Source organism: Paraburkholderia sp. Ac-20342 (genome assembly GCF_017104985.1).
Lineage (GTDB): Bacteria > Pseudomonadota > Gammaproteobacteria > Burkholderiales > Burkholderiaceae > Paraburkholderia.
On sequence record NZ_JAAGPQ010000142.1, the window covers coordinates 1 to 13,041 of the forward strand.

The 13,041-nt window shown below is 62.5% G+C and carries 13 protein-coding genes and 1 pseudogene; 10 read left to right on the forward strand and 4 right to left on the reverse strand.

Annotated features, from left to right (window positions below; all coding sequences use genetic code 11):
- The 3 genes and pseudogenes from G3N58_RS34365 to G3N58_RS32165 all read right to left on the reverse strand — a co-directional run.
- A pseudogene (locus G3N58_RS34365) lies at positions 1-81 on the reverse strand (IS5/IS1182 family transposase); the annotation flags it as partial.
- Between the two features lie 299 nt (positions 82-380).
- Positions 381-884: a hypothetical protein gene (locus G3N58_RS32160; protein ID WP_206001206.1), complete on the reverse strand. Its 504-nt coding sequence runs from the start codon at positions 882-884 to the stop codon at positions 381-383.
- A gap of 98 nt (positions 885-982) precedes the next feature.
- On the reverse strand, positions 983-1,564 hold the full coding sequence (locus tag G3N58_RS32165) for a TetR/AcrR family transcriptional regulator (protein WP_167046563.1): 582 nt from the start codon (positions 1,562-1,564) through the stop codon (positions 983-985).
- Between the two features lie 230 nt (positions 1,565-1,794).
- Here G3N58_RS32165 and G3N58_RS32170 point away from each other — a divergent pair, with 230 nt between their 5' ends.
- The 3 genes from G3N58_RS32170 to G3N58_RS32180 all read left to right on the forward strand — a co-directional run bounded on the left by G3N58_RS32170 (position 1,795) and on the right by G3N58_RS32180 (position 4,155).
- On the forward strand, positions 1,795-2,448 hold the full coding sequence (locus tag G3N58_RS32170) for a TetR/AcrR family transcriptional regulator (protein WP_241017319.1): 654 nt from the start codon (positions 1,795-1,797) through the stop codon (positions 2,446-2,448).
- A 65-nt stretch (positions 2,449-2,513) separates the two neighbouring features.
- Positions 2,514-3,392, forward strand: coding sequence for a DMT family transporter (locus G3N58_RS32175; RefSeq protein ID WP_205988388.1), 879 nt, complete (start codon positions 2,514-2,516; stop codon positions 3,390-3,392).
- Between the two features lie 55 nt (positions 3,393-3,447).
- Positions 3,448-4,155: an alpha/beta fold hydrolase gene (locus tag G3N58_RS32180; RefSeq protein WP_206001207.1), complete on the forward strand. Its 708-nt coding sequence runs from the start codon at positions 3,448-3,450 to the stop codon at positions 4,153-4,155.
- A 142-nt stretch (positions 4,156-4,297) separates the two neighbouring features.
- On the opposite strand, the gene G3N58_RS32185 is transcribed toward G3N58_RS32180, so the two are convergent.
- Positions 4,298-5,230: a LysR family transcriptional regulator gene (locus G3N58_RS32185; RefSeq protein ID WP_167046575.1), complete on the reverse strand. Its 933-nt coding sequence runs from the start codon at positions 5,228-5,230 to the stop codon at positions 4,298-4,300.
- A 154-nt stretch (positions 5,231-5,384) separates the two neighbouring features.
- On the opposite strand from G3N58_RS32185, the gene G3N58_RS32190 reads away from it, so the two are divergent.
- The 7 genes from G3N58_RS32190 (at position 5,385) to G3N58_RS32220 (ending at position 12,623) form a co-directional block, all read left to right on the forward strand.
- The gene (locus G3N58_RS32190; RefSeq protein ID WP_167046577.1) at positions 5,385-6,524 is read left to right on the forward strand and encodes a M20 family metallopeptidase; all 1,140 of its coding nucleotides are present in this window, start codon (positions 5,385-5,387) and stop codon (positions 6,522-6,524) included.
- Positions 6,525-6,573: 49 nt separating this feature from the next.
- Positions 6,574-7,890, forward strand: a complete 1,317-nt coding sequence (locus G3N58_RS32195; protein WP_206001208.1) for an MFS transporter — start codon at positions 6,574-6,576, stop codon at positions 7,888-7,890.
- An 80-nt stretch (positions 7,891-7,970) separates the two neighbouring features.
- Positions 7,971-8,870, forward strand: a complete 900-nt coding sequence (locus tag G3N58_RS32200; RefSeq protein ID WP_240162672.1) for a polysaccharide deacetylase — start codon at positions 7,971-7,973, stop codon at positions 8,868-8,870.
- 157 nt (positions 8,871-9,027) lie between these two features.
- Positions 9,028-10,140, forward strand: a complete 1,113-nt coding sequence (locus G3N58_RS32205; protein WP_206001209.1) for a porin — start codon at positions 9,028-9,030, stop codon at positions 10,138-10,140.
- Between the two features lie 45 nt (positions 10,141-10,185).
- The gene (locus G3N58_RS32210) at positions 10,186-10,938 is read left to right on the forward strand and encodes an amino acid racemase (RefSeq protein WP_206001210.1); all 753 of its coding nucleotides are present in this window, start codon (positions 10,186-10,188) and stop codon (positions 10,936-10,938) included.
- Positions 10,939-10,949: 11 nt separating this feature from the next.
- Positions 10,950-11,984, forward strand: coding sequence for a D-cysteine desulfhydrase (locus G3N58_RS32215; protein ID WP_167046590.1), 1,035 nt, complete (start codon positions 10,950-10,952; stop codon positions 11,982-11,984).
- A gap of 87 nt (positions 11,985-12,071) precedes the next feature.
- Positions 12,072-12,623, forward strand: coding sequence for a hypothetical protein (locus G3N58_RS32220; RefSeq protein ID WP_206001211.1), 552 nt, complete (start codon positions 12,072-12,074; stop codon positions 12,621-12,623).
- Positions 12,624-13,041 lie beyond the last annotated feature (418 nt).

Below are 13,041 nucleotides of genomic sequence, written 5' to 3' on the forward strand. Positions count from 1 at the left end.
GTTCATCAAAGTCAGATATGGAGCCGCGAAGCTCCATTCCTCGTCCGACACATCCGTCGGATAGGGTTTGCGTTTTGCCATCCAGCCAGGATATCAGGTCTGGCAAGAAGTGCCTAACACGCTCTAACGAGACGACCGTACCCCGCACACGAACCGCCTGGTCCGCCGCGTGAGCGGCGGTGGCAGCGGCCAGGCCGCTGGTCGCGAGTACGACACCGGTCAGGCTGCGGGCGAGAAGTTGGCGAAGTCGTGCAATATCCATCTTGATTCTCCTGGGTGATATAAGCATCGCGTTACCGATACATGGCGCGTGAACGAAGAAAACCGTCGAAAGCCGCGCCGGGCAACTTCCGAAAGTGACGGATCAGTGCATAGCGATCCTAAGCAGCTTGCACACGCCCGCGTTGCGAGCGCATCCACCAGTATTGCAACGCCGCTCCCACCACGAAGATGCCGAGCCACGCCGCCAGCGTGCCGCGCACAAGGGGGGAGGCGGGACCTTCCGCGAGGGGATGGGCAACGGGCAGCCGCGTCAGCGTCTCGTTGATCCCGGGGACCAGCAGCAGGAAGAAGCTGAATGTGAAGCCGAACTGGGATAGATAGGCTCGCGCGCGCCCCAGAATGGATATCCGTGGAATCAGTAGCGCGGCGCCTATTGCGAGGAGCGCCAGAATACCCAGGGCATGGCCGGCGTTGAAGCCGCCGGTGCTGGATAGCCCGAACGAGGTAAGCACCGACACGACCAGTCCGCCGAGATAAATCCGTCCCGACTGCCTGGTGCTATCGATGCCGTGATAGCGGACGAAGCTATAGAGTCCCGCAACAAACGGAACCAGGCTGACGATGGTATGGCAAGCGCCCAAAGTGGAAATAGGGTGGGGCATAAGACGGTAGCTCCGAAAATCAACCAACTAGTTGATTGGTTGGGTGGTCAAAAAAATGATCGCCTTACTGGTTCGCCAGTCCAGTAAGGCGATCTGTTTTACGCAGTCAGTCGGCCAATGGCCGAGCGCGAAATGGCACGGAACGATTCCGGATTGCCCAATGCTCGCGCCGTCAACATTGCGCCATGCACGGTGGACATAAACGTTTGAGCTTCGACGCGAGCGCTGTCGCGCAAATGGAATTGCGACTTTGCCGCGCCCTTCTTCAGAACCGTCGCGATCCACGTGGTCAGGTCTTCGAAATAGCCGTGCACTTCGTCTGCAATCTCTTGCGGGATCATCGGTGATTCGGCTGCCAGCATGGCGCAAATGCACATGGACGATGTGCCTTCGCGTATGCATTGCGCCCAGTAGTCGGTGTAGGCCGTCAGTTGCGCGAGCGGATCATCGAGTTGCCGCTGCATGGCGGCCAAACCTTCCCGGGCCTGCTCGCGGTGTTGTGCGACCACGGTCAGAACGAGGTCGGCCTTGCTCGGAAAATGATGATGGATGCTGGCCTTGCTGATATTGACCCGCTCGGACAGATCGGCATAGCTGAACCCGTTGTAACCGCCGGCGGCGAGCAGGAGCTTGGTATGCTCGGCAATTTCGGTGGCGCGGGGAGACAGTTCCACACTCATGAGTATTGACTCGATTGGCTGAATAGACGCGTGAGACAACATTCGTCTGGTTCGATACGACGGGGCCGTTGTCGCCTGCAATAGTTTGCAATCTACTAGTTGGTTGGTTTCGCGTCAAGACTTTCCGCAGACATTTTTAATCCAGGACGCCTGATGGTGCTGTCCGCATGCGGGCAGTACGTTCGTCCTGGCCATGGATTCATGGCGGTAAAGATGACTGGGCTGGAATCTTGACTATTTTGGACCATCTGGTTTATAAATGTGCCATGCCTAATCCACATGCCACCGCCGACCGGCAGCGAGGACGTCCTCGCGAGTTCGACCTCGACCAGACTATCGAGCACGCAATGCAGATTTTCTGGACGAAGGGCTATCAGGGTACCTCCTTGCCGGACCTGCTGGACGTCACTGGGCTCTCCCGAGGAAGCCTGTACGCAGCCTTTGGCGACAAGCACGGCCTTTTCCTGCTCGCCCTCGATCGCTACATCGTCCAGGCACTCAAGCGCCTCGACGATGAATTTGCCTCAGGCCAGAAAGCCCTGGCGGGGCTCAAGGCATGCATGAATGGTTATGTCGCGCGCACGGAGGGCGCCGCCGGCAAGCGCGGCTGCCTCGTCGTGGCGATGGCCATGGAATTAGCGGCACATGACGAAGAGGTTGCGAGCCGGATCGCTCATTTTTGGAGCGCCATGGAGGCGCGGTTGGTCAAAGCCTTGAAACGTGCCCAGAAAGAAGGGGATCTGGCGAGGAACGTCGACCCCGCGGCGGCGGCTCACGTGCTCGTTTGCTTTCTCGAAGGCCTTCGTGTCGTTCGCAAGATCGGCTTCAAACCCGACAGGGCAAAGGATGCCGTGCAGGCACTGATCAGCAGCCTGACGGCTTGAATACGGAAGACAAGGCACGACGCATTTTCGCGCGTCGATTTTTGGACTGATTGGTTTATTTATCAATGAAAGCTATTCATATCGCCGCGGCCCTGCTGGTTCCTTTGCTGTGGGGATTGCAGTATGCCGTCATCAAGGCGGGGCTCACGGTGCTGCCGCCGTTATTCTTCGCCGGCCTGCGGTTCGCGGTGATTGCCGCGATTCTTATCCCTTTCGTGGGGCGTATTCGCGGGCCGGAGATTCGACCGATCTTCCTGATTTCCTGTTTCATGGGCGGGGTGAACTTCGCCTGCGCCTTCGTGGGACTCACCAGATCGCCGGCTGGCGTCGCCGGGATTGCCAACCAGTTGTGGACCCCGTTCACCCTGATGCTTGCCTGGCCCATGCTGGGCGAGAAACCCTCTGCCCGAATGGTGTTCGGCGTCGGTATCGCACTATGTGGCGTGGCGCTTTCGATCGTCGATCCCAGGTTGAAGGTCTCGGCCATTCCGACGCTCTTCGTGATCGGGTCGGCGCTCGGATTGGCGATCGGCAATGTACTCGCCAAAAAATTCGGCCCGTTCGATCCGGTGAAGCTCTTTGCCTGGATGTCGTTCTTCACGGCATTCCAGCTGCTGGGACTTTCGCTGATCGTGGAGGGCGGTCAGATTGCCGCGCTGCAGAGGGCTTCGAGTTCAGAGTGGCTGGCTTTCGCCTTTACCGTCATGCTCGGCGGGATCGCCGCCTTCATCACCTGGTTCTGGCTTATCGGGCGGTTCTCGATGGCCCGGGTCGCGCCCTATGCCTTGCTTCAATCATTTTTCGCCATTAGCGCGGGCGTTGTCTTCAGGCATGAACCCATTACGCCGGCGCTGATGCTGGGCGCCATCATTTGCGTCTCGGGAGTCGCACTCAGTCAATGGCCGATCTCCGCGCGGTTCCGTACAGGAAACGGGACGCGGTGAATCGCTCGCGACGGCACGATGCATTTTTTACGGCAAATCAAAGGAACACTTAGTTATGGCGAAATTCGTTCTGGTTCATGGCGCCTTTCAGGGCGGCTGGGTTTACGCGAGAGTCGCCCGCCGGCTGCGCGAGGCGGGACACGATGTCTACACGCCCACGCTGACCGGCCTCGGAGAACGTTCTCACCTGGCTGATCGGGCCATCAACCTGGACACGCACATTCAGGATGTCGTCAACGTCTTCGAGTACGAGGACCTGACCGATGCCATATTGTGCGGTCACTCGTATGGCGGACTGGTCATCACCGGCGTGGCGCACGAAGTCGGGGAACGCATCCGCACGCTGTTCTATCTCGACGCTTATGCGCCGGCCGATGGGCAGTCGCTCGTCGACATCACCGGTGCCGACACCGCGCTGGCTTTTCTGGCGCAGGCGGGCCGGAACGACGGCATGATTCCGCCTATTCCCGCGGCCCTGTTCAACGTGAACGAAGCAGACGCCGCCTGGGTCGACAGGATGTCTGGACCGCAGCCGCTTGCCACGTTCGTTCAAGGCGTCAAGGCGGGAGTGGATTCGGTGCCCGTTGCCAATCGCACTTACGTGTTCGCGACGAGGAACGGTGGGGATTGGTTCGTCGAAACCCATGCCAGGCTGAAGCATGCGCCTCGATGGAAGGTCCACGAAATACCGTGCGGGCATTCGATCATGCTGGATCGCCCGGCTGACCTCGCTGAGTTACTCCTGGCTGAAGCGACGCATTGACGTTTAGCTGTCCGGATGGCCGCTTTTCCGCAAGGCGGCTATTGACCGCGGATTCAGCCCGTTGACGCAGCGGCGGCCCGAAGCCGCCAGCCGTCAGCCGCCGCGCTGCGCGGCAACCCACGCTGAAACGCGCGATTCATGCCTATCCCTTTGCGGCAGAGGTCGCCCAGCTCGACGCAATCACCTCCGCGCATTCGAGCACCACGCGCTGAAACCACTGACTCGCGGCGTCCGCTTCCGAGTTGACGTGGAACAGCATCGACAGGTCCAGCGGCGGCAGTTCGATCGCGCACGGGCGAATCTCGATGGCGGCGGTCTTCGCCGCAAATTCCGCGATGCTGCGCGGAAGCGTTGCCACGTACTCGGTCTCCTCCACCACGTGCGCGGCCGATACGTAACTGGGCATCGAGATTGCGATCCGCCGCCGGATCTTGTGCGCGGCCAGCGCACGATCAAGCGTCGCGTTATAGGCCGCGTTTTCGACGGTAATCGCGATATGGCTGGCGCTCGCATACGCGTGCTCGTCGAAGCAGTCGAGTGCCGGATGCGAACGCGCGAGCACACAGACTGCCTGCTCCTCCAGCACCGGACACAGCCGCAACTGAGGATGAACGTTCCGGTAGTAGCCAATCCCGAGGTCGACCTGTTGCTGCTCGATCAATTGCACGCCGCGATACGGATTTGACGGAATGACGCGCAGCGACACGTTCGGCGCTTCTGTCGCGAGGCGGCGCGCGAGCAGCGGCAGAAACAGATACTGCGTGTAGTCCGACGCGAGAATGGAAAAGCACCGGTCGGATACGCCCGGAGAAAAATCGCCGTCGCGGTCCGTCAGTTCGCGCCACTGCCGCAAGAGCGGTGCGAACTGCTGCTGCAACGACAGCGCGTAGGCCGTCGGCGCGAGTTCGCGTCCGGTGCGAACGAACAGGGGATGCTCCGTCATCGAACGCAGCCGGCGCACCGCCGCGCTCACGGCGGGCTGGCTCACGCCGAGCACTTCCGCGACACGCGTCGCGCTGCCGTGCCTCACCAGCAGATCCAGATACACGAGCAGGTTCAGGTCGTTATGTCTCATCGGCTTTCCTTTTCCAGTCGGATTGAAACATAAACAATATTTATTCGGCAGTTATTTTTGATCTCGTTGTTCGAGCCCGGTCACCGCCCAATAATCGGTTCATTCCCGCGCTGCTCCTCTCGCATCGGCGCCAGCCCTTCGACCTCGAGGTGACATGAACCTGCTTTGCCAGCCGACAAGGCTCGACGCGCTGCTCGACGATATCGGCGCGTGGGTACGCCACGAATCGCCGTCCGGGGACGCCGCCGCCGTAGAGCTGCTGCAACGCAATATCGCCATGCACGCGCAGCGCGCGGGTCTCGCGACGCGCTGGATTCCGCTGCCTTCGGCAAGCGCGGCGCCGGTGCTCGTCGTATCGAGTCGCGCCCCCGGCGATACGCGCGCCGGCATCCTCGTGCTGACGCACGTCGACACCGTTCACCCGCACGGCACGCTCGAACGCAATCCGTACCGTATCGACGGCGATCGCGTCTATGGTCCCGGCGGCTACGACATGAAGGCCGGCGCGTATCTCGCCTTGCGCGCCCTCGCGACGGTGGCTCATCAACGCCGCGCACGACTGCCGGTCGACATGCTGTTCATTCCGGACGAGGAAGCGAGCAGCCTGCAATCCCGCCCGGTGACAACCGGTTTCGCGCAGCATGCGCGTTACGCGCTCGTTTGCGAGCCGGCGCGCAGTGGCGGCCGCTGCGTCACGAGCCGCAAGGGCGTGGGCCGGGCCCGGCTCAAGGTGACGGGCCGCGCGGCCCATGCGGGTATCGATCACGAGCGCGGCCGCAACGCGATCGTCGAAATGGCGCGCCACGTCGCCGTGCTCTCGAACCTGACCGACTATTCGGTCGGCACCACGCTCAACGTCGGAACCATCGAAGGCGGCACCGGCGCCAACGTCGTCGCGGAGGAATGCGCGATACGCGTCGATTTTCGCGTCGCAAGCATGGCCGAAGCGGAGCGGATGCTGGCCGCGCTGCGCGGGCAGCGCGCATCGAGTGGCGACTTTACGCTCGACGTCGACGTGCAGTTGACGCGGCCGCCGTACGAAAAGAGCGCCGCCACCGCCGCGCTGTTGCAGATCGCGCAGCAACATGCGCGCGCGGCCGGTTTCGACCTGCTCGACGTGCCGCAGACCGGCGGCGCCAGCGACGGCAATTTCACCGCCGCGCTCGGCGTGCCGACGCTCGACGGCCTCGGCGTCGATGGCGCGGGCGCGCACACCTTGAACGAGTACTTCCTGGCATCCAGCGTACTGCCGCGCCTCGATTTCTGGACGAGGCTGCTCGCGGCGCTCGAATGAGCCACCGCGCAACCCATCCATCCGAGCCTTTCAATCAGACAACCTCGCCATGAACAAGCAGACGTTGGTCATTCATCAGTCGGACGAATCGGCACCTGTCGCCGGCGGCAAGCGGCAACCGGCGGACAATGCGCTGGCTGCCGTCGGCGCGGCGGCGATCGGCAACGTGCTCGAGTGGTACGACTTTTCGGTCTATGCCTTCGTGGCGCCGATTCTCGCGCGCCAATATTTTCCGAAGGTCGACGAGCTCTCCGCGCTGCTCGGCACGTTCGCCATCTTTGGCGTCGGGTTTCTGATGCGGCCGCTCGGCGGCTTCTGCTTCGGCCGCATCGCCGACCACCACGGCCGCAAGAGCGCGCTGACGCTGACGATCATGCTAATGGCCGTGAGTACGATCGCGATCGGCATCATTCCGTCGTATGAGGCGATCGGCGCGTTCGCCTCGCTTGCGATGCTGTTCGCGCGCCTGCTGCAAGGATTCAGTGCCGGCGGCGAGTGGGGCAGCGCGAATACGTTCCTCGTCGAATGGGCGCCCAACGGCAAGCGCGGGCTGATCGCGAGTTTCGCGCAGGTCACGACGGTGACCGGCACCTTGCTCGGCTCCGCGGTTGCGGCGTCGCTCAGCAGCGCGCTATCGTCGGCCGCGTTCGAAAGCTGGGGCTGGCGGATGCTGTTCCTTTTTGGCGGACTGATCGGGCCGATCGGCTTCTATCTGCGCCGCAACGTTGCCGAGCATCTGCCGGCCGAACTGAAGCAACCGGCCGACCCGCATGCGCCGGGCCATGCGTTACGCAAGATCGCGCAGGCCATCGGCTTCACCGTGGTCTGGGTCACGTCGCATTACATCCTGCTGCACTATATGCCGACCTATCTGACCCGCTACGCGCATCTTTCGCGCACCGAAGCGTTGTGGTCCGACAGCATCGGCCTCGTCGTGATGATCCTGCTCATTCCATTGACGGGCGCACTGTCGGACCGCATCGGCCGCCGGCCGCTGCTGCTCGGTTGCTGCGCGCTGCTCGTGGTGTTGCCATACCCGCTCGCCCGTCTGCTGTTGTCCGGCGTGTCGTTCGGCACGGTCATCGGCGTGCAGATACTGTTCGGCATCGTGCTGGCGATGTACTCCGGCCCCGCGCCGGCTGCGATCGCGGAGATATTCCCGGCGCGCGAACGCGCGGTCGGCATGTCGGTCGGCTACAGCGTTGGCGTTGCGGTGTTCGGCGGTTTCTCGCCTTTTGCCGCGACGCTTCTGATCCAGCACACCGGTTCGCCGATTTCCCCCGTGTTCTGCGTGATCGCCGCCGCTCTATTGTCCGGCTTGACGTTGTGGCACCTGCCCGAAACCGCGCATACCGCATTGAAGTAACACCGTTTCGAGACTGCGCGTGCAGTGGGCTTTCCTGTCATCGTCGGGCGCAATGTCCGTCAACCCGTTGGAGAGTATTTTTGAATAGCACATCGAATCAAGAGCCGTGGCAATGGCCGGACACCCAGTGGCAAATGCTGGTCGACCGGGTACGCGCCGGCCGGCCGCTGAAGCCGGGAACATGGAAGAACGGCGCGCGCTGCGCGTTCGCCGTGTCGTTCGACTCCGATCACGAAACCAGCGACCTGCGCGACGGCGGCCGATCGATCAGCCGGCTGTCGGCGGGCCAGTACAGCAGCCGCGCCGGTATTCCACGAATCGCCGACATCCTGCACCGCCATGACGTACCGGCGACCTTCTTCGTGCCGGCGGTATCGGCCTTGCTTCATCCGGACGAACAGCGCGCGCTGTGCGGCGCCGGCCACGAGATTGCAATGCACGGCTGGATTCACGAACTGAACTCGATGCTGCCCGCCGCAGCGGAACGCGAGCTCTATCTGCGCGCCAGCGACACGCTCACGGCGATCTGCGGCGAGCGGCCGGTCGGTTTGCGCACACCGTCATGGGATTTCAGCGATCACACGCTCGCCATCATCGCCGAAATGGGCCTGCTGTACGACTCCTCGCTCATGGGCGACGACGACTGCTACGAACTCGTGGGAGGCGGGCAGCCGACCGGCATCGTCGAAATTCCCGTCGAATGGATTCGCGACGATTCTCCCTACCTTGCGATGAACCGCTTTTCGTCGCTGCGCCCGTACACGCCGCCGGCCGCAGTGCTCGATATCTTCATACGCGAATTCGAAGCCGCGTATGCGGAAGGCGGGCTATTTCAATTGACGCTGCATCCGCACGTGATCGGGCATCGCTCGCGCATCTGGATTCTGGAGGAGATCGTGCGCCTGGCGAAGAGCCGCCCGGACGTCTGGTTCACGACCCATCGCGACCTTGCGCAATGGGTCAGCGAGCACGCCGATTGATACCGATTGACACGGCTTTTTCACGACGCTTGCGCGAGGATTGGCGCAAGCGCCAGCAGAGTTTTTTCATCACATAGGCGCAATGCCGGAGCCAATGCACCCGCGTGCCGTTTGTATCGGATTCTCAATTAGTATTCTTAATAAATAAAGAAAGGTCATGAGAACTCTAGCCTGGAAAATCATATTCGGCACGCTGACGTACCAGCTCGCCGTGTGCGCGACGACGGCTCACGCGCAGTCGAGCGTGACGATGTACGGCTTATTGGACACGGGTATCGAATACCTGACGAACGCGAACAAGACGAGTCATTCCGCGCTGGTGGCGTCGTCCGGCAACATTCAGGCCTCGCGCTGGGGAATACTCGGCGTCGAGGATATAGGCAGCGGCTATTACACGACGTTTACGCTGGAGGCGGGCATTACGCCTAACACAGGTGCGCTCGCGCTGAACGGACGGTTGTTCGGACGCCAGGCGACAGTCGGGTTTCGTGGCCATGGGAACCAGTTGTGGATCGGCCGTGCCTACAATCCGATGTACCAGATGGGCAACCTGTTCGACCCCGCTTCGTATGCCCTGTATTCGCTGCCGACCCAGGACCCGGGTCTCTCCGCGCGCGGCGACAACTCGATCCGCTACCAGCGCGCATTCGGATCGTTCACCTTCGATGCATTCTATAGCCTCGGCGTCGACACACTGGCCGCGCCGATCGGCGGCACCGCAGGCGCGTCGGCGAGCGCGAAAGACCTTGCTCTCGCGCTGCACTACAGCGGCCCGGCCTTCGGCTACGAGCTGTTATACGACAATTTGCGCGGCCCGCTGTCTGCGTCCGGAGCGGGTCTCACGGCCGTGGCGACGTCCCTGACGGCGGCGCCGTCGACGTCGTCCGACCGGGCCCGCCGATTCATCGCCGCTGGAAGCTATCACTTCCACGACACCACCCTGTACGCGGGCTACCGCCTTCTGAAATCCGACTACGCCCGTCAATCCCTGAATGCCAATCTGTTCTGGACCGGGTTTCGCCAGCGCCTCGGCCCGCAATGGGCGCTCGTCGGCGCGCTCTATCAGACCATCGTGCCGGGAAAGGACGTCAAGCCGTTCAGCGCGGTCACTGAGGTCAAATACAATCTCTCGAAGCGAACGATGCTGTACTGGAACATGAGTTACGTGCATAACTCAGCCAATAGCAACCTCGCGGTCGATTCGGGTAGCTATACGTTGCCGGGACAAAAGCAGTTCGGTACGGAGCTCGGCATTTTCCACTCGTTCTGAACGAGGCTTCACGCATTGACTCGTTCCTGTACCAAGGCACAACTCATGAGCGATACGTCTTGCAGACCGCGCGAACTCGTCGTCGGCGTGCTGGGTGGCATGGGGCCTCAGGCCACGGCGGACTTCCTGCAGAAACTGATCGCGGCGACTCCGGTCGAGTGCGAACAGGAGCATCTGCGAATACTGATCGACTGCAATCCTAAGGTACCGGATCGCAACGTCGCGCTCGCCGGCGCCGGGCCTTCTCCGGGCCCGGCGCTTGCCGGGATGGCGGCCGGTCTCGTACGCTCGGGGGCCGACTTTGTCGTGATGGCCTGCAACACCGCGCACGCGTACGAGGCCGACATTCGGGCGGCGCTGACGGTGCCGTTCGTCAGCATGGTCGAAGAAGCCGGCGACGCATGCAGCCGGCGCTGGCCGACTGCGAAACGCATCGGAGTACTGGCAACGCGCGGTTGCGTCGACGCGCAACTGTATCAGCGTGCTTTCGCCGCGCGGGGACGCGAAGCGCTGGTTCTCGCGCCGGCTTGCCAGGCGATGTTCATGCAGCTGATCTATCGCATCAAGCGAGGCGAGGTGTCCGACGAGGTTCGCGCCGGCATGCGTGCTCTCGCGACGAGTCTCGCGGACGCCGGCGCGGAGGCGATCGTCTCGGGCTGCACGGAGGTGCCGCTCGCGCTATCCGAACATGACGCGCCGTGCCCTGTGCTGGATGCGACCTCGAATCTCGCGCAGCGCTGCGTACGTTACGCGCGCCTTGCCGAGGCACTTCCCGTTCTTCCGATTCACTCCCATTGACAAGGTCTGCCATGCATCTCTCGAAGTTTCCTCGCCTATCGCTCGGACATCTGAACACGCCGCTCGAACCCATGCCGCGCCTGAGCGCCTTACTCAAGGGTCCCAGGCTGTATATCAAGCGCGATGACTGCACCGGGCTGGCGACCGGCGGCAACAAGACCCGCAAACTCGAATTCCTGATGGCCGATGCGCTCGCGCAGCAAGCCGACACCGTCATCACGCAGGGCGCGACGCAGTCGAACCATGCGCGGCAGACCGCGGCGGCGGCGGCGCGGCTGGGGCTGCGCTGCATCATCCTGCTCGAAGACCGGACCGGCAATCGCGACAGCAACTACCTGTATTCCGGCAACGTATTCCTCGAACGGCTCATGGGCGCGCCGACGCGCACGTACGCGGCCGGCACCGACATGAATGCGGCGATGCAGGCGGTTGCCGACGAAGTTCGGGCGGCCGGCGGCAAACCGTACGTGATTCCCGGCGGCGGTTCGAACCGGATCGGTGCGCTCGGCTATGTCAATTGCGCGATGGAAATCCTGGTCCAGGCCAATCAGCAGAATCTGGTCGTGCATCGCGTGGTGCATGCGACCGGCAGCGCCGGTACGCAGGCCGGACTCGTCACCGGGTTCGACGGCATGAATAGCGGAATCGGCGTGCTCGGCATCGGTGTGCGCGCGCCGAAGGAGGCGCAGGAGGCCAGCGTCTACCGTCTCGCGTGCGAAACGGCGGCGCAGCTTGGCATGCCGGATGCCGTTAAGCGCGAGCGCGTGATTGCGAACTGCGACTACGTCGGGGACGGCTACGGTTTGCCGACACCGGGCATGATCGAAGCGGTCACGCTGGTCGCACAGACCGAAGGCATCCTGCTCGATCCGGTTTATTCGGGGAAGGGCATGGCCGGACTGATCGACCTGATCCGCAAGGGGCACTTCGACCGCGACGAAAACGTCGTATTCGTGCACACCGGCGGTAGCGCCGCACTGTTCGGCTATCTCGAACCGTTTGCGAGTCAGCTGGCGCCTGCTACCGATACGCGTACGTCGGCGTAGCGTGCAACGGCACAGCGCAGGGAGGTTCGCTCGCGTCGAGGCGCGGTATGTGAATCCCTGAGTAGACAACAAAAAACCCGCGAAGCTTTGGCTATCGCGGGTTTCAGGAACATCTCGGAACTGCTTGAAATTCAGGAAAGAGGAATCGACCCCCCGACCTTTGCATTACGAATCCGAAGCTCGCGCGCACGAAGTGGCACACCACTGCCGGTAAAAAAAGGCGCGCCAGTGCCAAAGAAAAAAAGCGAGTTGCCGCAAATCGAGATCAACGCCGATGGCACGCCGAAGCGCAAACCGGGCAGGCCGCTCAAGCGCCCCGGTGGTGCTGCGCCGAGCACGGCCACGGAATTCGCGCGGATCACGCTTGCGAAAGAGCACGCACTCGCGGGCCTTCGACAGCTTGAGTACGAACAGCGTGCGGGCACGGTGGTGGCAATCGATGTCGCGCGCCGTGTGCTCTTCGAAGAGGCAAGAGGCGCGCGTGATGCGTGGCTCAACTGGCCCGCGCGTATCGCGCCGATTCTCGCGGCACGCCTGGGTGTGGAACCGGATGCCGCGTTACGTGTGCTCACAGACCTCGTGCGCGAGCAGCTTGAGCGCGTGGGTGCTCCTGATGGTGACTTCATACGCGAGTCCTGAGCACCGTTGCACACGCATCGAATTGGCGTAGGATCGTCACAGGTGGTCGACACGCGCCCAGGTAACGCATTGCGACTGCTCTCATGCCCGCCTTGCGCGGGCTTTTTTTCGGTCTGTTGTGCACACACGATTGTCGAACCGGGCCGCTCGCTATCCGAAGCGAAGAAGGCGGCGCGAGCCCTTCGCCGTTGCGGCGAATTGTTGAAGAACGTGCCGCCAGGCGTCGGCGGTCGCCAGAAAACGACTGACGCCGCCGACAGTAGTTTTTCGCGGAAGAAGGCGGCGCGCGGCCGAGGCCGTGTGAAAACGAATTGATCGTCTAAACTGAATCAACGCGTTGAGACCGGGTGACTCATGAAGCGATTCGTTGAAGGCGATGACCGCAAGCAGGTCGCACTACTTCCCGAATGCGTCGATG